Origin of the sequence: Leptolyngbya sp. FACHB-261 (assembly GCF_014696065.1) — a bacterium.
Classification (GTDB): Bacteria; Cyanobacteriota; Cyanobacteriia; order FACHB-261; family FACHB-261; genus FACHB-261.
This window is the reverse complement of the sequence record NZ_JACJPL010000024.1, coordinates 121,804-145,533: the sequence shown is the minus strand read 5'-3', so window position 1 is coordinate 145,533 and position 23,730 is coordinate 121,804. Positions and strand designations below refer to the sequence as shown.

General features: G+C 54.2%; 20 protein-coding genes. 8 read left to right on the top strand and 12 right to left on the bottom strand.

The features are described from left to right. Nucleotides 1–15 precede the first annotated feature (15 nt). Both H6F94_RS15195 and H6F94_RS15190 read right to left on the bottom strand, forming a co-directional pair. Nucleotides 16–810 carry a CHAP domain-containing protein gene (locus H6F94_RS15195; RefSeq protein WP_190803085.1) on the bottom strand — a complete coding sequence of 265 codons (795 nt, stop codon included), beginning with the start codon at nucleotides 808–810 and terminating at the stop codon, nucleotides 16–18. Between the two features lie 187 nt (nucleotides 811–997). Beyond that, on the bottom strand, nucleotides 998–3,778 hold the full coding sequence (locus H6F94_RS15190; protein ID WP_190803084.1) for a tetratricopeptide repeat protein: 2,781 nt from the start codon (nucleotides 3,776–3,778) through the stop codon (nucleotides 998–1,000). Between the two features lie 262 nt (nucleotides 3,779–4,040). Here H6F94_RS15190 and H6F94_RS15185 point away from each other — a divergent pair, with 262 nt between their 5' ends. Continuing rightward, nucleotides 4,041–5,504: a serine/threonine-protein kinase gene (locus tag H6F94_RS15185; protein WP_190803083.1), complete on the top strand. Its 1,464-nt coding sequence runs from the start codon at nucleotides 4,041–4,043 to the stop codon at nucleotides 5,502–5,504. Nucleotides 5,505–5,584: 80 nt separating this feature from the next. Next, nucleotides 5,585–6,985: an ABC transporter substrate-binding protein gene (locus tag H6F94_RS15180; RefSeq protein ID WP_190803082.1), complete on the top strand. Its 1,401-nt coding sequence runs from the start codon at nucleotides 5,585–5,587 to the stop codon at nucleotides 6,983–6,985. 15 nt (nucleotides 6,986–7,000) lie between these two features. Here H6F94_RS15180 and H6F94_RS15175 read toward each other — a convergent pair whose 3' ends face one another. After that, entirely contained in the window at nucleotides 7,001–8,470 is a 1,470-nt protein-coding gene (locus H6F94_RS15175) for a hypothetical protein (protein WP_190803081.1), read from the bottom strand. Between the two features lie 487 nt (nucleotides 8,471–8,957). Further along, nucleotides 8,958–9,323, bottom strand: a complete 366-nt coding sequence (locus tag H6F94_RS15170; RefSeq protein ID WP_190803080.1) for a hypothetical protein — start codon at nucleotides 9,321–9,323, stop codon at nucleotides 8,958–8,960. Nucleotides 9,324–9,996: 673 nt separating this feature from the next. On the opposite strand from H6F94_RS15170, the gene serS reads away from it, so the two are divergent. Both serS and H6F94_RS15160 read left to right on the top strand, forming a co-directional pair. Continuing rightward, nucleotides 9,997–11,271, top strand: a complete 1,275-nt coding sequence (gene serS / locus H6F94_RS15165) for a serine--tRNA ligase (protein ID WP_190803079.1) — start codon at nucleotides 9,997–9,999, stop codon at nucleotides 11,269–11,271. A 22-nt stretch (nucleotides 11,272–11,293) separates the two neighbouring features. Beyond that, nucleotides 11,294–12,256: a permease gene (locus H6F94_RS15160; RefSeq protein ID WP_190803078.1), complete on the top strand. Its 963-nt coding sequence runs from the start codon at nucleotides 11,294–11,296 to the stop codon at nucleotides 12,254–12,256. On the opposite strand, the gene H6F94_RS15155 is transcribed toward H6F94_RS15160, so the two are convergent. The 3 genes from H6F94_RS15155 to H6F94_RS15145 all read right to left on the bottom strand — a co-directional run bounded on the left by H6F94_RS15155 (nucleotide 12,249) and on the right by H6F94_RS15145 (nucleotide 14,299). Next, on the bottom strand, nucleotides 12,249–13,280 hold the full coding sequence (locus tag H6F94_RS15155) for a TP0624 family protein (protein ID WP_190803077.1): 1,032 nt from the start codon (nucleotides 13,278–13,280) through the stop codon (nucleotides 12,249–12,251). The genes H6F94_RS15160 and H6F94_RS15155 overlap by 8 nt on opposite strands. 219 nt (nucleotides 13,281–13,499) lie before the next feature. Beyond that, a complete protein-coding gene (locus H6F94_RS15150) occupies nucleotides 13,500–13,673 on the bottom strand; it encodes a hypothetical protein (RefSeq protein ID WP_190803076.1) in 174 nt (57 codons plus the stop codon). 383 nt (nucleotides 13,674–14,056) lie between these two features. After that, nucleotides 14,057–14,299, bottom strand: a complete 243-nt coding sequence (locus H6F94_RS15145) for a Ycf34 family protein (RefSeq protein WP_190803075.1) — start codon at nucleotides 14,297–14,299, stop codon at nucleotides 14,057–14,059. Between the two features lie 457 nt (nucleotides 14,300–14,756). On the opposite strand from H6F94_RS15145, the gene H6F94_RS15140 reads away from it, so the two are divergent. After that, nucleotides 14,757–15,749 (top strand): SH3 domain-containing protein, encoded by a 993-nt coding sequence (locus H6F94_RS15140; RefSeq protein ID WP_190803074.1) that lies wholly within the window; start codon nucleotides 14,757–14,759, stop codon nucleotides 15,747–15,749. A 114-nt stretch (nucleotides 15,750–15,863) separates the two neighbouring features. Then, nucleotides 15,864–16,622, top strand: a complete 759-nt coding sequence (locus tag H6F94_RS15135) for a Uma2 family endonuclease (RefSeq protein ID WP_190803073.1) — start codon at nucleotides 15,864–15,866, stop codon at nucleotides 16,620–16,622. A 2-nt stretch (nucleotides 16,623–16,624) separates the two neighbouring features. On the opposite strand, the gene H6F94_RS15130 is transcribed toward H6F94_RS15135, so the two are convergent. The 3 genes from H6F94_RS15130 to tolA all read right to left on the bottom strand — a co-directional run bounded on the left by H6F94_RS15130 (nucleotide 16,625) and on the right by tolA (nucleotide 19,781). Beyond that, the gene (locus tag H6F94_RS15130; RefSeq protein ID WP_190803072.1) at nucleotides 16,625–16,972 is read right to left on the bottom strand and encodes a hypothetical protein; all 348 of its coding nucleotides are present in this window, start codon (nucleotides 16,970–16,972) and stop codon (nucleotides 16,625–16,627) included. Nucleotides 16,973–17,609: 637 nt separating this feature from the next. Next, entirely contained in the window at nucleotides 17,610–18,683 is a 1,074-nt protein-coding gene (mtnA, locus tag H6F94_RS15125; RefSeq protein WP_190803071.1) for an S-methyl-5-thioribose-1-phosphate isomerase, read from the bottom strand. A gap of 111 nt (nucleotides 18,684–18,794) precedes the next feature. After that, nucleotides 18,795–19,781: a cell envelope integrity protein TolA gene (tolA, locus tag H6F94_RS15120; protein ID WP_190803070.1), complete on the bottom strand. Its 987-nt coding sequence runs from the start codon at nucleotides 19,779–19,781 to the stop codon at nucleotides 18,795–18,797. Between the two features lie 218 nt (nucleotides 19,782–19,999). On the opposite strand from tolA, the gene petN reads away from it, so the two are divergent. Next, complete coding sequence (gene petN / locus H6F94_RS15115; protein ID WP_190803069.1) at nucleotides 20,000–20,089, top strand: cytochrome b6-f complex subunit PetN; 90 nt, start codon at nucleotides 20,000–20,002, stop codon at nucleotides 20,087–20,089. A gap of 58 nt (nucleotides 20,090–20,147) precedes the next feature. Then, complete coding sequence (locus H6F94_RS15110; RefSeq protein WP_190803068.1) at nucleotides 20,148–20,291, top strand: hypothetical protein; 144 nt, start codon at nucleotides 20,148–20,150, stop codon at nucleotides 20,289–20,291. A gap of 130 nt (nucleotides 20,292–20,421) precedes the next feature. On the opposite strand, the gene H6F94_RS15105 is transcribed toward H6F94_RS15110, so the two are convergent. Further along, nucleotides 20,422–21,717, bottom strand: coding sequence for a DUF1822 family protein (locus H6F94_RS15105; RefSeq protein WP_190803067.1), 1,296 nt, complete (start codon nucleotides 21,715–21,717; stop codon nucleotides 20,422–20,424). Between the two features lie 77 nt (nucleotides 21,718–21,794). Beyond that, on the bottom strand, nucleotides 21,795–23,489 hold the full coding sequence (locus H6F94_RS15100; protein ID WP_190803066.1) for a hypothetical protein: 1,695 nt from the start codon (nucleotides 23,487–23,489) through the stop codon (nucleotides 21,795–21,797). Between the last annotated feature and the right edge of the window lie 241 nt (nucleotides 23,490–23,730).

Here is a 23,730-nt window from a genome sequence, read left to right as displayed (position 1 = left end):
TTAAGCTGAACCGCGCTAGAAAACGCGCAGGAAGCCTGCGACTTTCATCGAACCCGCTCCGTCAATGTCCCGTGACTTGCGGTAGACCCCATCACCTTCGCGCTCGACGCCACTGCCGCCACCTGTGTTGCCTTCCACCGTTGTGAAATTCTTGCCATCGGCCTTAACTTTCTCTACAAAGCCGACGTGCCCTTTTGAGCTGTTACCGTGGCGCCAGATGATCAAGCAACCTGGTTCCGGTCGTGCCAAGCGTAGATCTTTAGGCGATTTCTCCCAAACGGTTAAGCAGTGCTCAGAGCGAAAAATTTTGGACTGAGACCGTGTGGAAGCTTCAACGGTTTTGATGCAGAACTGCACAAAGCCCATACACCAAGGCTCACCCTGAGCCTTGCCATCTACGGCCTTCTGGAACATCTCAACTTCTTTGCCGCGATTAGGTCCGCGCTCCTCAACGCCGACGTAGGAAGTAGCAACAGCGACCAGTTCTTTCTCAGGATTGGTCTTGCGATTTTTGTAGGCAGCGTAGTACTTAGCAGCCGTTGTCGGGCCAATCTCTGAGCTCTTCTCTAGATTTTGTGATGCCTTAAAAGCACTGATGCCCGCAGGCGATAGGTCAACCCCTTCCCGCTCACAGAACTGCACAAACGCTTGTGGAGAGGTAGGGCCAATAACCCCAGGTTGACTCAGACCGACAGTTTGTTTGAACTCGTTGACTTGCTCAGCTGGCAAGCTTTTTAGAATTGCGAGTGCACTGCGTGCTGGAGCCGATAATTTACTTTCATCGATGCCTTGAACGGTCACGGCTGACATGGTTTTCCATCCCTAAAACTTACAAAGGAAGCGAGCACGAACGGCCATCAAACAATCCATTGGTTAGTCCATCAAACAGATGGATTAACCAATGGATCATAGACCTGTGCTCAGGCAACCTTGCGAAGAGTCCAGAAAATCTTTACTCCTCTATCTCTAGCCTAAATCTCTGGCCTGGCTACTTCGCTTAGAGCCGCTTCATGACATCACTGAGCAGTTCCGCTGGAACGCTAGACAGAGCTTTGGCCTGGCCCTCAATGCCAAATTCAGTAAACGCTGTACGAATATCTTGAACCAAGTTGCCAACGGCACTCTGGTACGCCTGAGGTTGGCTCTTCCAGCCTTGGGCAGCGTGGCCGTGGTGACGTAAAGCACGGTCTAAATTGCGGCGGCGATTGCCAGTGGGCAAATGCCGATAGGCCAAACCCAAGTTGTTGTGAGTGGCCCCGAGATCAAAGCTGGCTGAAACTGGCGGCTGGCGCACCTCGGTGTAGTGCAAAGCCGCTTCATAGGCCATGATCGCACGTTGCAGATTTTGCTCCGGATCCAGGTGTTTAGAGAGATGCCAGTAGGCTGTGCCCAGGTTGTTTTGCGTCGCTGCGTAACCGCTCGGATGGCGTTCTGATGTGCGATAGACCAAGGCTGCTTCATAAGCGCCAATCGCTTGCAGCAGGCTGGCTGGTGCATCAGCTGCTTCAATCCCCTTTTGCTGAGAAATCTGCCAGTAGGCCGTACCCAGGTTGTTCTGGATCATGGCGTAGGAGAGAGCATCAGTTTCAGGTGTGTAGTATTCCAAGGCGCTGAGATAGGCCTGGATTGCCCGTTGTAAATGTTTGGTGGGCTCTACGTATTGAGCTAGGTTCCAATAGGCAGTGCCCAAGTTGTTTTGGGTGGCGGCGTATTTGAGTGGTTCGCTATCTGGTGTGCGATAGAGCAAAGCGGCCTGATAAGCCAGAACTGCCCGTTGCAGGTTAGCGGCTGGTTCCTTGTAACGCGCTAAATCAGAGTAGGCGGTGCCCAGGTTGTTCTGGACCATCGCGTAAGCCTGTGGGTAGCGAGCTGAGTCGGCTACTTGCAGCGCCGCTTCATAGGCCGCGATGCTGGAATGTAGGCAGGCCGCTGGGTCGGTGCTGTGCTGCGCAATTAGCCAGAAGACATTGCCCAAGTCGTTCTGGATTTCGGCATACTCGGCTGGGGTTTGGGTCCGATCCAGGTGATCTAAGGCTTGCTGATAAGCTTGGGCAGCTTGGAGCAGATGGGAAGGATTGAGTCCACCCTGCTGCTCCGATAATTCTCGGAACGAGTCACCCAGCCTACGGTACTCCAGCGCCAGCAGCGCAGGACTGGCTTGTGTCTCCTCTAGTTCAGCAATCTCGCCGCGCTGTTCTTGAACCTCAGTGGGTTCTATCAGTTGCGTTGTTTCAGTCTCATCTAGCAGATCAACTGGTGCTGCTGGCGTCTCAGTGGGTATCTCCCTGGGTATCTCAGGGGGTGTCTCAACGGGCAACTCTATAGGTAGGTCTATAGGCAGCTCAACGGGTGTCTCAGGCAGCGCTTCAGCAGCAATCAGCTCATTAATCAGTGCCTCACTGAAGAGCGACCCCGTGTCCTCACCCTGACCCTGATCGATGAGGGCATCACTAAACAGTGAACCTAGACCCAGATCTTGAGGGGTTTCCTGCTCAGGCTCGGCTTGAGCAGCTAGAGATTGAGGTTGAGATTGGGTTGGCGATTGGGTCTGAGCTGGTGGGCCGGCTGCAGGGGCTTCAACAGGCGGCAGCGTTGGCTCGACCAGCACGGCATCAAACAGGGACCCTAAGCCATCCAGATCCTCCGGCAAATCCGCATCGGTCAGATTAACCTCGGTGGGCTCCTGGTATGCAGCCAGACTCTGATTAATCGCCGCTTCTAACTCGGCCAGACTCGGCGCTTCCAAACCAAGAGCGACCTGTTCTAAAGCCGCAGACACCATCTCAGCCTGGATCGACTCATATTCCTGCAAGTCCTCGGGGCTGAGGTAATCGACTTCCTCGCTCTGCACTTGGAGCGAGTCTGGTTCCTCTAGGCTGCTGACTGTCTCAAATTCACCAACTGGTCCACTGGTAAGTTCACCGACAGATTCGCTAATGACCTCATTGGCCCGCTGATTGTCTAGATCATTAGCAGGTTCAAGAGTCGCTTCGGCAATAGCTTCGTTGGCCATTGCTTCAGCTAGATCCTCTGGGGCCTCAGCCGGAGCGGCACTTGCAGCCTCAAGGGGTCTAGGGGAAAGTGGGCGCGTAGCAGGGGTTAAGTCAGGAGGTGGTGACTCGGCTGAGCCGTTGGCCATCCCAAACACGGTGGTAAGCAGCTCGGTTGTGACCGTCTCGCGCTCCGCCAGACTCGGCGCGTTTTCTGGCAACCGGATATCGGGCACAGCTACACTGCCCTGGTTTGCAATTGGGGTGGGATCGCCTTCAAATTCGAAAACCCCACTGCGCCAACTCCAGAACAGAGGCGCAGACTGACAAGCTGCACTGGCCCAGGGCTGGGTGAACCAGAACACCAGGGTTGAGTCTAGGTGCCGCAACGCAGACTCAATGCGCTCCAAATTGCTGAGAAACAGCTTTTGCGCCAGAGCGGGAGCCAGAGTCAGACGCTCAATGCCCAGCACCTGGAATACTGGTTGAGGATAGCCTGGGTTATTGCGCAGCCACTCGCTCACCTGCGCCAAGGGATCTGGATCTGTCATTTCCAGTTGCAGATCCACCAGTTTAGCACTCGTGGATAAATCTTGGTGACAAGCTTGCAGCAGCTGAGACCGGAGCTGCAAGTTGTCGCAAACTGCGATCAGCACTTGGCGACGCAACCTGAGTTGCAAGACAGCCTTGAGTCGCTGGTAGGTTTCATCGTTCATGAACTGCACCGGATTCGGTTGCTCTTCGGAGGCACCATCCGCACTGATTAGGCTGTCGATCGTAGCAATCATGGCTTCAAGGCCCCATCCGGGCTACTGGCACCTGCTACCCTATACAGGCTAATCCAGGTCTAATCGGAAAGCGCCTGCAACCTGAGGGCCAAAATAGGGCCAAAATTCTGCATCACAGGCTCAGACTTCAATCGCAGCAAGCCAGAATCGTCGCCAAAATCTCTGGGACTATCCAAGGAACCACCAAAGAAGCAAACTGGAGACGATACTCTGGAGATGGCTCAGTTTCTGGGAACGCTGCCAGCGAGACGGATAAACGCCCATGGACCTCTTCTGCACCCGTCCTGGCTGTCCTCGCCCACTCAATAGCTATAGCGATCTTGACAGTCTAGCGACCCTCAAAACGGTGCAGCAAAAGTTCTGCACCACCTGCGGTATGCCCCTGATTCTGGTGGGCCGCTACCTGATTATAAAACCGTTAGCTCGGGGTGGCTTTGGTGCCACTTTCATTGCCCAGGATCGTTATACACCTGGTTTACGTCGCTGTGTAGTGAAGCAGTTGCAGCCCTCGCTGGGTCTAGATGCCAATCAGCTAGAGACAGCCAAGCAATTGTTTATTCGCGAAGGCGAAGTGCTCGAAGACCTGGGACGACACCCGCAGATCCCTGATCTTCTGGCCTTTTTTGAGTTGCCCGTTAAAGGCTTTGGTTCTCAAGCAGCCCAGGAGTTCTTTTTCCTGGTTCAAGAGTTTGTCGATGGCCAAACGCTAGAAGAGGAACTGCACGACCAGGGACCCTTCAGCGAAGCCAAGGGGCGGGAAGTGCTGACCTCCATGCTGCCGGTGCTGGAATTCGTCCATGAGGCTGGCTCGATCCATCGCGACATTAAGCCCGCCAACATTATGCGGCGCAAAGATGGACGGTTGTATTTGCTAGATTTTGGTGCGGTGAAGCAGGTAACCCGAGCTGCTGCCAACCCAGCACGAGGGCTCACTGGCATCTACACTCCCTTTTTTGCGCCCACCGAACAGACTCACGGCAACGCTGTGTTTCCTTCGACCGATCTCTATTCCCTGGCCGTGACCTGCATCTGCTTGCTCACGGGTAAGCCACCAGAGGAACTGTTTGACCCCCACAACAACTGCTGGGCTTGGCGACCGCATACCCAGGTGAGTGACCATCTCGGCAGTGTTCTAGATCGGATGCTGGAGTCGGCACCGACCCGACGCTTTCAAACTGCCGGTGAAGCTCTAGCTGCCCTGCAAACCCCGATCCCTAGTCCCCAGCCTCCAGCCTCTCAACCTCTAACCCCCCAGCCCCCGGCTTCCAAGCGGCTCTCCAAGCGTCGCTCGACTAACCTGCAAAAACCGGCTCCAACCCCAGCTCCTCCGCCCCCGGTCCCCGCACCCCCAGCTCAATCCCCAGCCACATCGGCTGGTTTCTCGCTAACACGGTTGCTAGTTTCGGCGGCCTTTACTGGTTTTGAAGCCGGTTTGCTCTGGCGACTGATTGTGGGGCTGGGCAGTGGTGTTTTGGGTGGGCTTTCGGGTGGCCTAGTGGCCTGGGGCTTAGTCGTTGCGCTTTTGATCATTGGTCAAACCCTGCGCTGGATTGAAAAAACAGAGCGACTGGTCCTACTGAGCATCACAGTGGCGGCTGCCCTAGTTTTGGCGAGAGCCGTTGCTGTGCCCACTCTGGCTTTGGCAGTTTTCGCCAGTTTGGCAGCGGTGGCTTTAGCGACCCTGTTCCGCTTGGTTTACACGCTCCTCTCCAACCTGATTAAGTGACCTCATTGCAGTCGCCTGCCTTCAAGTCACCTACCCTCAAAATCAAAGAACAATCACACAGAATTACCACCTGAGTTGCTATGGCCGGAAACCGTAAGGAAGGACCTCTACTACTGCTGTCGTTTCTAATTACGGCAGCGCTGCTGGGTTTAGGTTGGTTCTTTCTCAGCCGTTCGGGCTTAAATCCAGGCGCATTGCTCAACTCTCAAGGTAGTCCTGGTACAGGAGGTCTTTCGCTACCCAGTGGTAGTGGCGAACGACTCAGTCAAGGTGAGCGGCTGTTATTTACCGACAACCCCAATCCAGATAAGCAAGCGGGGGTGGCTGCCCTGGCTGCTGGTGACTTTCAAACAGCAACTACTCAACTAGAAGCTGCGCTGAAAGCCGACCGCAATGACCCTGAGGCGCTGATCTACCTAAACAACGCCCGGATCGGTAATGCCGCAGCGCCCACGATCGCGACGGTGGTACCCGTAAGCAGCAGCCCAAACTCAGCCCGTGAGTTGCTGCGAGGCGTGGCGCAGGCGCAGGATGAGGCTGTGCGGACAGGGCAGCCCTTCAAAGTGGTAATCGGCAATGACAACAACGACCCAAACCAGGCCAAAGAGCTTGCGAATACGCTGGTGCAGGACAGCAACATTCTGGCGGTAGTGGGTCATGGCACCAGTACCACTTCTCTAGCGGCAGCTCCGATCTATGAGGAAAATAAGCTGGTAATGATTGCTCCTACTAGCACCAGCACCGAACTCGCCCAAGTGCAAAAGGGCAGTAGCAATTACATTTTCCGAACGGTTCCGAGCGATCAATTTACTGGCACGGCTCTAGCCCGCTACTTGCTCAAAGGATTGGGCAAAAGCAAGGCGATGATTTTCTTCAATGCTGGCAGTTCCTACAGCCAATCGTTAAATACAGCCTTCACCACCACTTTGGGCTTGGAAGGGGGGCAGGTGGTGCAGCAGGTCGATCTCTCGCAGGGTAATCCTAGCGAGCAACTAGGCGGCACGGCGGCTGAGGTGCTGGTGCTGCTTCCTGATGCTGCGACCCTGCCGCAGGCGATCCAGGTGGCTCAGGCCAATCAGAATCGGCTGCCGCTCTTGGGCGATGATGCCCTCTACACGGTTGATAGCCTGCGGCAGGGTGGGGCTGCCCTCAATGGCATGGTGCTGCCAGTGCCTTGGCATCCCTTAAAAACTGCTGATTCTAACTTCACCCAAGCCGCAAACCGCTTGTGGGGTGGAGATATCAACTGGCGTACTGCCCTAAGCTACGACGCGGTGCAAGCCCTACGGGTGGCTCTTGCTAAAGCCCGCAGCCGCGCTGAGGTGGAGCAAGTTCTGGCTGCCCCTGGCTTCACTGCTAGCGGAGCCACCGGGCCGATCAACTTCTTGCCTTCTGGGGACCGCAATGGTGGCGCAGTGCTGGTGAGAATAGAGCCTGGCAATCGGTCTAAGACGGGCTACGACTTTGTGCCTCTGCCCTGATTCATCAAATACCAGCTACTTCGACAAAGCGCCTAACCAGGCCAAGCGCCGACCGACTTCGGCTAACATGCGTGCCTTGCTGGAGGCATCCTCGATTGCTTGAGCAACTCGCAATGCTTGGGCGTAATGTCCAGCTGTTGCTAGTTTGACTGACAATTCACCTAAGGCATGGGCTTTGCTGGAGCTATCTTCGATGCTCTGGGCAAGTTCAAAGGCTCGGTCATAATGTCCAGTCATTGCCAGTTTGACAACTGATTCAGCTGAGGCACGGGCTTTAGACAGATTTTGCTCAATGATTTGAGCGATTTGCAGTGCCTGATTGCAGTGCCCAGCTTCGGAGGCTTTAAAGGCGATCTCAGTTAATGACCACACCTGTAATGAGTGATCTTGAATCAGTTGTGTGACCTGAAGAGCGCGGTCCCAGCTACAGGCTTCTAAGGCTCGCAACACAATTTTTTGCAGGATCCCATCGCGTTGGCTTTTGGCCTGGATGGTTTGGGCAATATCGAGGGTTTGGCTCCAGTAGCCCTCATTTAAGGCATGCTCTGCAATTTTTTTTAAGACCTCGTCTTTACGTTCAATCGCTTCGATCAGCTGAGCCACTTGCAGCGCATTTTCCCAATGGCCGGAGGCTAAAACGTTGAGAGTAATATCCTGAAATGCTGCGTCTTTTTGATCGAGTTCCTGTAATAAACGTGCCGCTTGTAGAGCCTGGTCATAATGTTCGATGCTTAGGGCTCTGGCCACGAGCTGCTGCAAAGTGATGTCCAGCTGAATGACATCTTGAATCGCCTGGGCAAAAACTAGTGCTTGACTAAACTGTCCAGCGACAGCGCTTTGACTGCTGAGCTTACTCAGGGTTTGGGGCTGAATTTCTGCCTCGTTAATCGACTGAGCAATCTGCATCGCCCAGTCATACTGCTCGGCAGCACCCGCTCGGCAGGCGATTTCGGCGAGTGCTTGAGCTTGGATGAGCGGCTCTTCAATAGTGCGACTGATGCGCAGAGCTGTTTGGTAATCTTTAGTGCTTAGGGCTTGCAGGGCAATTTGCCACAAGGTCTGCCCTTGATCCAGGGGAGTATCGATCAGACTGCTGACCTGTAAGGCCTGGTCGTACTGCTCGCTGCTGGCGTATTTCAGCGCCATGGCTGTCAGCGCCTGGTTTTGCTCGCAGTGCTCAGCAAGGGCGTATTTAGCGGCCACCTCGCTCAGGGTGTTGTTCTGGACTGCGGCATCTTCAACGCTTTGGGCAACTTGCAGCGCTTGGTCGTACTGACCTGCTTCGGCGTAGCGACCTGCTAGATCCGCCAGGGTACAGGTTTTGATAAAGGCATCTTCGATGGTGCGGGCGATTTGCAAAGCCCGGTCGTAGTGCCCTGCTGAGACCAGGCGGTCGACGATTTCGGTGAGCGCCATCGCACGACCAAAGTCATCCTCGATGGCTTGGGCATCTTGCAGCAGAAATTCCGATAAAGTCTCAAGCACCTGATTCTCCTGGCGGGTCGCACCGATCTGGGCGGTCAGGCTGGCAGCTGAGGCCAGTAAACCTGACTAAGGAGTAAAGCCTTCAATTATTTCTTTTCAGGCTTCCACCTGAAGACCAGGCAACTCCAGCCACTGAGATAAGGGAATTAAGCCAGAGTTTCAGGAGTTCTCGCTCAGAGGCAGTTAGATCAGGCGGGGTGACAGGTTGTGGAGCAAGATCGGTCGTTGCCCAACTTGGTCGGTGCTCCAGATCGAGTGGAGCCACTGAGCAGATTTCAAGCTGACGAGCAGACACTGGAGTTCTTGGTGGCACAACCGGAGCCGTAAACGATCAGGGAGACAGGCAGTTTGGCAGTGCGGCTCCGAGGAGCAGTAGAAATTGGCGACCACGAGCAGGATGAGCTTGAGCGGTGGCGTCAGGGGCAGTTCGTGGGTGATGTAGCCCCATTGAGGCGAAGTTGAGAGGGAGTCAGGCGGGAATTAGGGGTTAGGAGTAGAGATTAGGGGTGAGATTGAGTTGGGCTTTGCGTTGTAGCCAGAGTCGCCGCAGGTACCTAATAACGTCATCGGCGTAGGTGAAACGCTCGATTTCGGTTTTGAGAAATTGGCCGAGTTCTTGTAGGGCCTGGGGGTTAGGACAGGTTTGAATGGCACGAACACAGGCTTCGATCCAGTGGATTAAGTTGCGATAACTCACGAATTGCCCGCCCCGATCTTTGCGATGGACGAAGAGGACATTGGCCCACTGTTCAAAACGCAAAATACAGTTGGCTGGAATGCCTAAATAGGTGGCGAGATAGCTGAGCGAAATCTCGAATTGACGCGGATTAATCACATGCAAAAGTTGGCGCATCAACATGCCCACTCCACAAAAGTTGAACGCGAAAAATTGAACGCGGTTGTGGGTAAGGGCAGGGCCATCCTGCCCTTACCGGAATGCCGCCAAAGTGTTAGCCACCCCGGTGATTTGCCAATAGCAAGTCGGGGTGGCTAGTCGGTGTTAAAATCACCTGTCAGCCGCCGGACTGCGTTCTGTGCAGTTAGGGGGTTAGCTATCCAAAAGTTGGCTAAAGCTTTTGGGTAGCGCTAAATTTTTGAGGGATTTTGTCGCTAAGCAGGTTGCTCCTTTACGCAGGATGGAGAGTACGTTATCAAAGGAGCACAGCTTTGACAAGCGTATTTAAGTGAGTCGAGCTTTTTGCGAAAATTTTCATTGTATTTCGCCTCTTTCTAATGTCAGGTAGCTCTCTCTAGATGCAGGAGTTACATCCTGAGCGCTCAATAGCTTATTACCGTTTAGAAAATCTTAGAAAATCATCGTCCTTGTTGTCATTACTACCACTGCCCTCCTGACTAGTGCTCCCAATTGCCGCCCGAATGTTTTGGATGTCATAGATATTAGGGTGAGCAAACGTCTGGATTTCCGCACAGTAGAGGGCGCAAGGCAGCCAGCTTCAGCCAGAACCGTCCAGCTTCAGGGTTAAATAGTGAAGCAAACCCCTTCCAGCCATTGGAGAGCGTTTCCCTTGCTAGACCTGAAGCTACTGCGAGATAAGCCCGAGGAGGCCCAGGCCCGCTTAGCGATGCGCGGTTCCTATGATCTGACCGGCATACTCGACCTTGACCGGCAAGTGCGCGAACTTGAGCAAAAGCGCTCTGCTCTGCAAGCCGACGGCAACAGCATCGGCAGACAGGTCGGCGAACAGATGCGCAAAGACCCCAACAGCGCCGAGATCCAGCAACTACGGGACCGGGGCACCGCGATCAAAACCGAGATCGCCGAACTAGAGAAGCAAGAAAAAGAAATTCGTGTCTCTCTGGATGCGCAACTGCTGGCCCTGCCCAATTTGCCTCACCCTTCCACTCCAGAGGGCAAGAACGAAGACGAAAACGTTGAGATTCGCCGTTGGGGCGACGGTTATATTCCTGATAGCAACGGGATTTTGCCCCACTGGGAGATTGGTGAGAAACTAGGCATCCTCAACACCGAGCGAGCAGTCAAGATTGCCCAGAGTCGCTTTGTGGTCTTGCAGGGCTTAGGGGCGGCACTAGAGCGCGCCCTGATCAGCTTCATGCTTGATATGCAAACCCGCGCCGGTTATCTAGAAGTGATACCGCCCGTGCTGGTCAATACTGCATCCCTGACTGCAACGGGACAGTTGCCCAAATTCGCTGAGGAAAGCTTCCGCTGTGCCGAGGATGACCTCTGGCTAATCCCCACAGCTGAAGTGCCCGTCACCAACCTTTACCGCGACGAAATTCTCAGCAGTGAAGACCTCCCGATTTATCACTGTGCCTATACGCCCTGTTTCCGTCGCGAGGCAGGCAGTTATGGGCGAGATATGCGGGGTTTAATCCGCCTGCACCAGTTCAACAAAGTCGAACTGGTCAAGTTCTGTCACCCCGATACCTCCATGCAGGAGCTAGAAACCCTCACTAACAATGCTGAGGCGATTCTGCAAGCGCTCAAACTGCCCTACCGCGTGCTGGCGTTGTGTACTGGGGATCTGGGTTTCTCGTCCGCCAAGACCTATGACCTAGAAGTCTGGTTGCCGTCTTCGGGCAAGTACCGAGAAATTTCTAGTTGCTCTAACTTCCTGGACTTTCAGTCGCGACGAGCCAATATTCGCTTCAAAGAGCCGGGTAAGAAGGGCACTCAGTTTGTACATACCCTCAATGGCTCCGGTCTAGCGGTTGGGCGCACGATGGCAGCAGTCCTCGAAAACTATCAGCAGCCTGATGGCAGCATACGCGTGCCTGACGTGCTACAGCCCTATTTAGGCCGCGATCTGATCGCTTGACCCTGCTCTAACTAACCTCCTAATGAACAACTTCAGTAGTACCCTGACCCTGTTCTTGAGCCTGATCGTCGAAGCGATGCCCTTTTTGCTGTTAGGGGTGATTCTGTCAGGTGTGCTGCTGTTATTCATAGACGAGCGCAAGTTAGTGGCAAATCTGCCGCGCCATCCCCTGCTAGGGGCTTTGGCCGGTGGGGTAATGGGTTTCTTGTTGCCCGTGTGTGAGTGCGGCAATGTGCCAGTGGCGCGACGTTTGCTGATGCTGGGTGCTCCCAGCTCCGTAGCGATTGGCTTTTTGCTAGCTGCTCCAGTCGTGAACCCAGTGGTCTTCTGGGCCACCTGGACCGCTTTCCGGGACCAGCCTGAGATTGCGCTGCTTCGGATTAGCTTCTCACTGCTGATTGCCACCCTGGTGGGTTGGGTGTTCAGCGCTCAGGCAGATCTGACGCCCCTTTTACAGCCGCAGATGGCCCGCTCACTGAGCGTGCGTTCCGTGCCCAGTGCCAGCAGCGTCGATTTGTTGCAGGGTGGCACTTTCTTTGTGCAGGGAGAGACGGTAGCGGTGGCGACCAAACCCCTAGGCCAACGCTTGCAATTGTTAGCAGCCAACACAGTGCAGGAGTTCCGTGAATTGGGAGCAGTGCTGTTGCTGGGAGCGGCAATTGCCACGGCGGTTCAGGTCTTAGTGCCCCGTGAAGTCGTGCTGAGCTTGGGTCAAGGACCGATCAGTTCGATTGCTGCCATGATGCTGTTGGCAACGATTGTGTCGATTTGCTCAACGGTAGACTCGTTTTTCGCTCTATCTTTCGCTTCGACCTTCACCAGTGGCTCATTACTGGCATTTCTGGTATTTGGGCCGATGATCGACCTCAAGACCGTCGCTCTACTGCTGACGGTCTTTAAAAAGCGGGTTGTGCTCTACCTGTTTCTGCTGGCTGGGCAACTCACCTTTCTACTGACGCTGTTTGTCAATTTACGCATCAGTTAGAGGGGCGGACCCATTCAAATTCAGTGGGTGTTTGAGGTGCCTGAGGCACTGGAGATTGAGGCGCAGGCGGTAAGGGAGTGATTGGAAAATTGGTTGCTGGTGGGGGCAACGGACCGGGTGGTCTGGAACCGCGAACAATGGTTTGGGTTGCTGCTTGCGTTGGCCGTTGAATAGGCTGTTCGCGCACAAAAGTACTAGGTGCAACGGGACCCGATGGCCAGGGTGTAGCGTCGGCTGGCTGAATGGTCACAGGCACGGGCGGAACTGGCGCAGCCGCTTGAACAGCCTGAACTGGGGCAGGTCCCAAGTTTCTGGCAGGCTGAGTGGTTTGCGTGGCGGCTTGATTGGTAGCGGCCTGATTGGTAGTGGCTTGATTGGTAGTGGCTTGAGTTGCAGTATTCTGAGACCGGGAAATCTGAGGGCTAGGCGCTTGGTTGCCGGTCGTTTGCATGATCAGCTCCCGGTCGCGTCGGGCCTGTCGCATCAACTCAGGCGACAACGGTGGGCTGAGTTGCGGGGCGCTCCACACCACAACTACCGCCATTCTGTCTAAAAAGCGGTCTTGCTGGTTCTTGGCTTGAAGGATCTCGGCGTCCTCCTGCGAAATCACCAGGTCCTCGCCTTGCGTACCCAAAGCCTTGACAATCAGAGGTCGAGAGCCAGCCCGATTTAAGTTACGAGCCTGATCCAGACTGTAGGCGTAGCTGGCAGTGCCTTGGGTAGAGATTGCATCGACATCCAAGCGGCGCCTGGCAGCAGTGGTGAGATAAATTTGCCTACCCTGAGCGTCAAACAGACGCATCCCCATACTGGGCTGAAACCCTAATCCCTGGGCATCAATAATGACGCCGGTAACCTCTGGCTGACGGACTTCAGTTGCTCCAGAGGCAAGATCAGGAGACTCCTGGGCCAGAACAGGCTCACCTGGAGCCAGCCATAGCCAACAACCTAGGCTGAGCCCCAGCCAAGCCACTGAACCGCGAATTGTGCCATACCCAGCACAGTGCTGAGGCGAACGCTGCATGATCACCACTCCCCGACTATGCCTGAACCGCTAAGCCTAGCGCCTGAGCCTGGACGTGATACACCCGTTACACCTTATACAGTGAGAGACGAGATTTAGCAAGAAATTGCTCAGGTTTCATTGCTCAAGGGCCAGAGTCACACTGTGTGGATGGAGTGCTAGCTTGGGCAGTAATAACGGGTTAGCAACTACCCCTAACTAACCCTTAAGAGAGAACTGTTAGGAGAAATCAGCTGCGTCTACAATCAGCGCAACCACAATTGAAAACGCAGTGATGCCAAGAGCTGTCAAGATGTTTTGTCCCTGACTCACTGCGAAACTGGTAACAATCCCTGCACCCATGCCAGCAGTGACAATAGCGGTTAAAGGATCTTTGGAAGAGCCGTTATGCATTGGTTTAAAGAGCTTTATAAGTGGAAGGCTCTCAGAGAGTATCATTACCTAGTCCAAGAGCCAAAAGTTTCTCAATAATTCTTGAGTTATTGCAGTAATATTCTTAATAATTTCGACAAACTAATCATGAGCTTGTGAGGCTCTGCAAGGGTTTGAGGACCAAGAGGCAGCTTTCAGGAAGCGCCTGCTTAGAGAACTCTGAGAGAGCCCTAAAAAATATAGTGCTTGCTTTGCAACAAGCACTAATTACCTCTGGTCTCCCCAAGCGTGTCTGTCTAAGGGATGAATTAGGAGCTGAAGCCGAGTGTATTAACGCTGACTAAGTTTATGGGAAAGAGCTTCAGACTAGTCTTACTTCTTAGCTGAGATTTTCGTTGAGAATTTCAAGTGGGAACCAGTTCGCCAGGACGCAAACGAGCCCACTTACCTGTCTCCTGCTTAAAGCTTAAGCAGCCAACGACATCCCATTCCATCTCTGTGCCGTGGTTACGGATATTGACGTTAATCGTTGGACCAACCGGTTCAAAACTTGGCTCTTCGGTGAGATGGGGCTGCTGGTGCTGGCCTTCGACAGCATGATAAGTAATGCACTGGTCGACGTAATGGCAATTAATGCAAATACACATGGGAGCCCATCCTCGGTCTGTGTACAAGTCTTAGGGAGACTAAGCTTTCTGACACTCTAGCGCAGGTTTCTCAGACTGGGGCTGGCTTTGCTTAGATTTAATCCTTGTGAGGGAGTGAGCAGAGGAGCGTAATCTTACCTAGCTATGAGCTGTATGTAATGGTGTGATCATTTCTTGAGTTCTCGGTTAGGTCATAGTTTTGACTTTCTGCCGAGCCATCCGTTGAGCATCTCATAGGTAGCCCAAGTGGAGAGAGGAACTTCAGCAACTTCAGATAAGTCTTTTAGAAGTAATACCTACGTGAGCTATCGCCCTGATTTCAACTTGATTTCCTATCCCCCGATCAGGTGAATCGGCGGCATGAAGTGCAGTACCACTTCCTTTACGTAAAGTGGAAATTTATCTGCTTTGCCAGATCTGAATTCACCGATCACGAATTAATGTCAATTCAATTGGTATGAAGCAACAACAGCTCCTTCTGGCTGCGCTGGTGGTTGTAGGAAGTATTTTGGGCTCCACCATCGCAACAGTTGCCTATTTGACGGCTCGGAGCAATCCTGAACCTACAGTGGCGACAGCCAGCGCACCCGTCACATCTCCGCAACCAAGCCAAGATCAAGCAACTCAGGGTCAATTAACTCAGAGCCAATCAACTCAGGGCCAATTAACTCAGGCTCAGCTAACTCAGGCCCAATCACCTGAGGCTCAACCAACAGCTCAATCCACGCCAACTCCACCCTCTGTTACAGCACCTACAGTGCCACCCGTGTCGCCTCGTCCGGCCTCAAGTTCAACAGGGCCATCGGCATCGGCTAAACAGTCAGCTAAACCATCGGCCAAACCTTCTGAATCCGCCAGCAGCTTTTTGCAATTTCGGCTGCGTTTGTTGGACGCAGTCCAGCGGCGAGACGCTGCCTTTGTGCGCTCGCTGGTCACGCTACAGACGCAGTGGAGTTGGGGCGGCACGATCAGTTTGGATACGTACAAGATTAGTGATGCCAATGCTCCTTTCTGGCAGCATTTAGAGAAAGCAGTGGTGGCAGGCTGTGCAGCGGAGACTCAGTTTCGCATCCCCAACCAAGAGCCGGGCTCCAATCTGTGGAACTGTCCAGATTTGAGACCTATGCAGCCCTCAACCTATGGGGAATCTGCGATTCGAATTCGGGGGGACAGTGTGAACATTCGCTCTGGCCCTGGTATGGACTACCCAGTGATCGCAACGGCTTCAAATGAGGCTTTGCAACGGGACTGGCAAACCTATCAGAAGGGCAACTTTCAGGCAGAAGCGTTTAAGCTCAATGCCTGGTCGCCCATAATTTTGCCCAACGGTCAGCGTGGCTTTGTGCAGAACCGTTATGCCTTTCACGAGCCAACTGATTATCGCGCTATTTTTGTGCGCTCACGGGGCCAATGGCGATTTCATGCCTTTCTACCCGGTAATGGAAACTAAGTTCCACTCGAAATGGTTCCACCGAAATGAGTCGGCTTGATCTTCTCTGGATGCAGTTGCGATAACGGCTACGATAACGGCAGGTGAAGTGACCAGTCAGGCGAGAGTTTGAGTATGTCTCAGTCTGCAATCAGCCTGGATGAATCGGCAGTTGAGCCAGATGTCAGTCATCTGGTTACCGAAGATGATGCGCCTGTGGATAACCTCTTCTCTGAAACTCTGCAACGCCTGTTGACGGTTTGCCTCTACAGTTCTTGGTTGGGCCTGAATGATCGCTCGTTTCTAACGGCTGCTAATGTGGGCGTGTTCTATGCGGTGCGTCAGCCGCCTCTGGTGCCAGATGTCTTCCTCAGCTTGGGTGTGCAGGCTCCTCAAGACTGGCGAGACAAGCAGAACCGAGCTTATTTTGTCTGGGAGTTTGGCAAACCACCGGATGTCGTGATTGAGATTGTTTCCAATCGGGAAGGCAACGAATTGGGAAGCAAGTTGAGAGACTATGCCCGTATTGGTGTGGCCTACTATGTGGTGTTTGATCCGCTGCAACAACTGAGTGAGACGCTGCTGCACATTTACGAATTGCAGGGCAATAGTTATGAGGCAATGTCTCAAACCTGGTTGGAGAAAGTCGGTTTGGGGCTGACGTTGTGGGAAGGCGAGTTTGAAGGCAAGCAGGCGGTGTGGTTGCGCTGGTGTGACCGACAGGGCGAGGTTTTGCCTACGGGTGATGAACGGGCGTCTTTAGAGCAGCACAGAGCGGAACAGCAACAGCAAAGAGCAGAACAGGCTGAGGCACAGTTAGCCCATGAGCAACAGCGAGCGCAGCAGTTGGCAGAGCGATTGAGGGCGCTGGGTGTGGATCCAGATCAGCTTTGATTTCAATCGCTAGATCTCTTGCTGGCTTGTAACGCTGCTCGAACCAGTTGCTCGGAGAGGTTGTAGAGGGTGATAGGTGGGCGACCGATCGCTTCGTCAGGCACCAACATTTTGCTGACCCACTGGTTTGCTTCCAGGTTGACTAGCAGCCGATTGGTGTCGGATTGGCTCAGTCCACCATGAACGACGATCAGCGAGATAGGGATGCGGGCGCGTAGACTACGCGGGTCAGTGAGGTTGGCGATCACTAGCAGAATGCTTTTGGTCGAGGCAGGCAGATGCAGTTGACGGCTGATGTAGTCCCAGAGCATCAACCGAATTTGCGAAGGCGATAAATGGTCAAAGTTCATGGTTAGTTCTCTCTCGATTGCTGGGTAGGAGTTGGATAAGCATGCGGCTGCGGGTAGGGACGAATTGAAATTTCATCCCTACGCAAAGACCGCCCAAAGTGTTAACCACCCCGGTAAGTTGCCGTAGCAAGTCGGGGTGGCTAGTGGGGTGTTAAAATCACCCGTTAGCCGCCTGACTGGCCTAGTACCAGTTGGGGGGTTAGCTATCTAGAAGTTGGTTATGAGCTTCTAGGTAGCGCTAAGTTTTTATGTTGCTTGAGTGATTTTTCGTTAGGCAAAAGCTCCACTTCTGACGATTGAAAACACGCTATCAGAAGGGTCGCTTTTACGCAACACATCGGATTTGGCGCGTTGTGTTGTTAGTGGCTAAGACTAGGAGCCAAACTGCGATCTTGAGAAGCTAGATCCAAAAGCTATGTCATCGGGTCCAATTCTTCTGTTGCTGGCTCCAACTCTTCTGTCATTGGGATCCATCAGTAATGTCACTGGAAGCAACTCTTTTGCTGCTCGATGCAATGCTTCTGTCACTCGATGCAATGCTTCTGTTAATGAGATTAATCAGTGATGTCACTGGATCCAATCCTTTGGTTGCTGGATCCAGTGCTTTTGCAGCAAGAGTAACTAGAACCAGCGAGACTTACTGTGCCACTCGCTCCTGAAGCTGAGTCAAGCTGGCCGGTTTGAACACGCCAAACTCGGTGATGATGCCTGCAATCAACCAGGCGGGTGTCACATCGAAGGCCGGATTATAAAAACTCACGCCATCTGGGCAAATAACCGTCTCGCCCACCTGATACACCTCTGCCGGATCGCGCTCCTCAATGGGAATTTGAGTGCCCGTCGTCAGGCTAAAGTCAATCGTGGACAGAGGCGCAGCCACATAGAAGGGCACACCATGAGCCTGAGCGACCAGTGCCAAGCTGTAGGTACCAATTTTGTTAGCCGTATCGCCATTCGCCGCGATACGATCAGCTCCCACCACCACCGCATCAACCAGACCGCGCTGCATACAGTGAGCCGCCATGCCATCAGTGATCAGCGTGACTGGAATCCCTTCCTGCACACATTCCCAAGTCGTCAGCTTTGCACCCTGCAAGCGGGGTCGAGTCTCATCCGCGTACAACCGCTCCAGACGACCCGACCGCCAAGCCGAACGTACCACCCCCAGAGCCGTGCCATAGCCCGCTGTTGCCAACGCACCAGCATTGCAGTGAGTCAGTAGGCGCAACTCGCCAGGTGATTGCGGCAGAACCCGCAGTCCTTGCTCACCAATCGCTTCGCAGGTGCGCACATCTTCCTCACCCAACCGCTGCGCTTCCTCCAGCAGCAATTGCTGAAGGTGTGTCACCGGGGCTACCGTTTGGCGAGCCACACGCAACATCCGTTCAATCGCCCAAAACAGATTCACCGCAGTTGGGCGGGTCTGTCGTAACTGCTGCGCCACCTGTTCGAGATGGCTCAAGAACTTGCCCCGGTCTTGTGTCTCAATCTCGCGGGCTCCCAAAGCCATGCCGTAGGCAGCAGCCACACCAATTGCTGGTGCCCCCCGCACAATCATCGTGCGGATAGCATGGGCCATGTCCTCAGACCGGCTAATCTCAACCAGTGTGTATTCCTGCGGCAGACGAGTCTGGTCAATGAGTACAACCCGGTCTTGCACCCAAACGACAGGGTAAACCTGGGAAACTGACGCGAAAGGAGCAGAGGACATGGACACACCAGATGATTGATCTATTGATTTAGGGCCCTGTTCGACACTACTTACTTATGGCACCTTACTGATGGCATGACAGTTTATTTGACCCTGGGTTAAGGCTCAAGTTTAAGGCTCAGTAACATTGCCAAAGACGTTGATATCGAACGTGAAGTTGATCTCAACCGAGTCTCCCTGATACTCGCTGGGCAGCGACGCAAACGGGGCTGCTCGTGCCACCGCACTCCGAGCGGCTTCATCTGCGACGTCTGAACCTGAAGACCGCGCAATGCTTAAACCAGAAATCTGACCATTGCGGCTGACCGTAAATCTGAGAACGGTGCGCTTAGAATTTTGGGTCTGGCCTGGAATCCACTGCTGCCGAACCTGTTGTTTCAGTGCATCCATGTACGGCCCCCAAGACACCTCCCGCCGAGCATCAACGCCCTGAGGACTAGGAGCTTCGCGGTTGGAATTGGCGAGCACATTATTGCCCTGGCTACTGGAACCACCCCCATTGGCACTCTGACTCATCGGCGCGCCTAGAGAACTGGAGCTGCTGGTCGAATTGCTAGCACTAGGAGCAACCCGTCGGGGTGCCGGCACTGTTGCCACTTGAGCAGGGGAATCGGCAGCTTGAGTGGCAACTCGGGTTCTCGGTTGCACTCGAGTGGGTGGTTGTGGCGGTTCCAGTTGAGGCTCAGCAGTTTCTTGACTGCTGGATTGGTCGGACTGGCTAGATTGGCTGGGCTGGCTCGGTTGGCTGGGCTGGCTCGGAGCAGCCGGAGCGTTGGTTATCGATTGAGCCGCCGCCGTTTCTCCAATCGCCGCAGACCGCTCTGGACGAAACTGACCACCAGCAACTGAGTTGGCCGCAGCAATCTTCACCGCATTGTCTGGGGGAGTCTTAGCCTCAATAGTAGGCGGGACGTCAATAAATTCCAGCGGAATCGGTGCTTCAGCTTGCTTGGGAAACAGGTCACCCAACCAACGCATTGAGGCCACAGCCGCCATCAGCAAGGTGGCATGCAGGAGCGCTGACATCGCTAGAAAGAAGGTCAGGCGATCGCTGCGGCGAACCTCGTAGCGGTGGCGAAACTTCCGAGCGAGGGACATACGACTGAGCGAGATACGACGAAGGGAGGCAATAGGGGCTGCCTGCAATCTAAGCAGACTTCTACAAAAACTGGAAACCGTAGCCCGTACAGGTTCCCCGCGCAGATGCAATTGGAACCCCAGTTAAAGCCAGGTGATGCTAAGAGCAGCTTAGCGGGAGCAGTTTGCCCTATGATGAGTCCAGTGTAATGATCTAAAAGGCTTGCAGGACGCTAATTATGGACATTCTGACGCTGGGTTGGGTTGCGGTACTCACCATCTTCACCTTCTCCATTGCCATGGTAGTCTGGGGCCGCAATGGCTTCTAACTCACTCGAATTTACAGACAGTTAAGAATTGATTGCAGAGCTTATCTAAAGGCCAGCCATGGGGGAACTGACCACCAACACACTGACTACAGTCCTTGTCCTGCTGGCCTTGGTGCTGCTGCTGACTGTAACAGGTGGCATAGCCTATTTGACCTATGCTGAATGGCGGGACCGACGCCGCCAAGAGCAAGACCGCAAATAGGCTACGCTCCTGAACTTGGAAGTCAGGAATAGAGTCAGGAATTTAAGAACCAGGCGTAGGAAGGCCAAGCGCTTGAGGGGGACTCGATAGCTCTTCGGGTAGGCTAGCGCACGAACGAACTAGCGAAACTTCAACTGAAGGTCAGAGGAAACTCTTGGACTAGGGACCGCAAGCGACCACTCGGGCTAACCTGAATGCCGCCTAGGGCAACCTTGAGCAAGATGGTTTCACCGACTTCGGGGATCACCTGAAGCCACAGTGGTTCCTGAGAAGGCTGTCGTGGGAAGTGTTCATCCACTAGCCCCTGTTGGTCCTCGACCCGCAGTAGCAACTCGGCAGGCAGCAGTTGTCCAGGTTGTTGAGGACCCAGCACTGCTACCATGGACCACTCCTGGTCCGAAACCATCCAGGTCAAGATGTAGAGTCGCAAGCGCAAAGAGCCAAGGCTGAAGTCGTGGCTGGCTCCCCCAGAGCTTTGTGGGACCCGAATACCCTGGCGGCGCAAATCGGCAAACAAGCTGGTCAGGGTATCAGAGGCATCCGGGCGAACCAGCGTAGAGCGGGAACGCACACCACTCGCCAAGGGCGGTAACAGCAGCCAGTGCAGAGCCTGCGCGGCTTCGTCCAGTTGGTTCTGGATCCAATGACTCAAATTGATAGCTGGGCGTTGCTGGACTGCCTCGTGAGCTCGAGCCAAGGGCTGAGCCAGTTGCTCAGATAGACAGCGCACGGCCAGAACCTGACGGCAAACTGTCGCATCCTGTAGAACCTGAATCGCCAGACCAGGCTCAAACATCTCAAAGGGCGAAGCATAACGCTGGCTCAAGCTCTGGACAGCCTCTTGCTGTTGCTCCGGACTGAGAGCAGGCAGCACAGCCGCAGCTGGCGCTGGTTCACCTAGCCGGTCAGCAAAATAGAGCATTGGCTCCAGGTCTGATACATCAAAGCTGTAAGTGAGTTGTTCACCAGCACGCCGCAGCACCGCAGCGGCGCTCAAAAAGCCCAGCAACTGTACTTGCTGCTTGGACTCGTCTACCGCTACACCCAGGCAGAAGCTAGCACCCAACAGATCACGGAGTAAGGGGATCTCAACCGACAGAGTCTGTGCCTTCGCTAAGCAAAGAAGCACGCGACTGTTTGCCAAGTTCAAGTCTGCGAGCGAGACCAATTCGAGAATTTCTGGTCGCTCTGACCAGGACAGCTCAGTTGCTAACGAATCGTTAAATACAGGTAGCCAATCGCTGTTTTCAGCTTCATCCCAGCCGCCTTGCTGATCTTCCCACCAGTCAAGCACCGCGCAACGGGCCAACAGATAGGGCAGAAGCTCGGCTCGGCGACGTTGACTACACTGCCTCAGGAGTTGGTTCGCGCGGTGCCAGTGGAGGGGGCGCAGCGGAAGAGTCAGGCCGAGAAGAGAAAGAGACATCGCAAAAAGACTTCTCTAGAAGTACTTACTAGGGGTCAATTCCAGGGGTTTTGAACTGCAGATATTAGAACGACAAATTAGGGGGTGAGATAACGAATGTCATTCAGCTCGCACCAGTCACGCAGGGCTGCTTCGATGCTCTGATCAATGACTTGAACCGAGCGCTGACCGTTGGCATAGTCAGAATGAATGGAGCGACGCTCCTGACGACGATTAGCATCTGGAAGATTGCGGGTGTCATACCATCGCTGCATCCAAGAGGGCGTGTGTGGGTCGCGCAGAAAGCTGCGGTAGAGCCACTCCCGATACTCCCGACGCAAGCAGCGGGACACGGTGGGTTGGCTAACACAGAGCAACCGCGCAATTTCTGCTTGAGTGCGCTGCTGATTGCACCAATCCCGGACCCAAGAGGGTGTGCCCGTATCTTCTAGAAACTGCGTGATGAACGACAGGGGTTCGTCAGAGGCGCTGCCATGAGCAGCTAGGTAAGGCAGTTGATCATTGAGCGGTAACGTGGCTTGGATATATTGCTCCAGTACCCGGCGCACCTGCTCGTGAACCTGAACTGTTTGCTCTAAGCTCCAGCCTGTTAGCTCTGCCACACGCCGCCTTAAGCGCAGCGTGGGCCGCCAATGGGTTGACGGCACCCGTTGCTGTACCGTTTCAATAAATTGGAGGCAACGGTTACGGTCAAAGCCGTCCCGCACTTCAGCGGGTAGGGCTTGCCAACGACTGTTGAACAGGCGGATCGCCTCGGCTCCTAGAACCAAGAACTGATCGGTCTCGCGCCGTAGATAGCGCCGAGCCTCATCGTTCTGGCGGTTCTGGATGACCTCGCGTGCCCAGGCAATGAAGGTTGAGCGATCGTGACCACTGTGGCCGTAGGCCTGTAGGGGATCGAACGAGCGCATAGCCTCGCCTAACCAAGCCCGGACTGTGTCCCAGCGGCTCTCCGCATCCTCGCTGTGGCGGTTACGCAGAGAGCTAAGCAAAACCTCACGGTAGCTAGCTCGGAAGCTAGGGCTCTTGAGTACCTGCGCGCCTAAGTTTTGGCGGAGACGCTGCAAAAACACCGCTAGAATGCATTCCCCTTCTGCCAGTTGAGGAACTATCACTCCTACTGCCGTCGAGCCCAGCACCGGTCGCGTGAACCCTAGGATCATCTGGCGCAGTCGCTGATTATTACTGCGATTGAGGCGAGTGTATTCCTGATTCAGCACCGTTTCAGACATCAAAACCAGATGTTGTACCGTGACTTGAATTTGCCGCTCAAGATCCAGTTCAACTAGGCAGTCTGGAAATAGCAGCGTGTAAGCCTGCATGAGCTTATCTAGGTAATCGCCCTGCTGAGCTAAGAGTGATCGCAGCAGGCGAGCGAGCTGTGCTTGGGTTGTCTGACCTGAGGTCTCCCCACCCGCCCGATGTTGCTCACGGGCCTGGCCCAGTAGGGCGCTCACTTGGTGTAGAAGTCCTTCTAGGGTTTCAGCCATCCGTCCTCGTCGGGTCTGTGCAGCAGAGACTGCTCCAGTGTGCCCTGAAATGGAGGGTGCTGTGGAGTTGCTGTGACTGCTGTGGGGATCAGCACTCCAGGACGCTTTTGCCTTCCAATCTGTCCAATCAGAATCGGACCTTTGGGCTTGAGAATGAGCTGCGGTGATCGGCAGAGGAATTGGATCCGACGAGCAGATACTAGAACTCGATAGAGCAGAGTCCGGCAACATGGTAAGCCCTTTGGGTGGCTGAGCAGCAGGTTCCTGGAAGTGGGATAGCACGGGCGTTGGGACCACTGCTGAATCGTTTGCCTAATCTACGCCCCGGTTGCAGTCACTATGCAGGGCTGGAACCTGTAAGCCCGCAACAAAGGCTTATCGAACGCGGCGTTCACGTTAAGGGACAGCAGGCACAACTTAACACCTAAAAACAGGGGTGGCCTGAGGGATGTCACCCCCTCTTTGCACCCCTTGAATCTTGGAATTTAGAAGTTAAACGCTAGAAGCAACGCTAGAAGCTAAG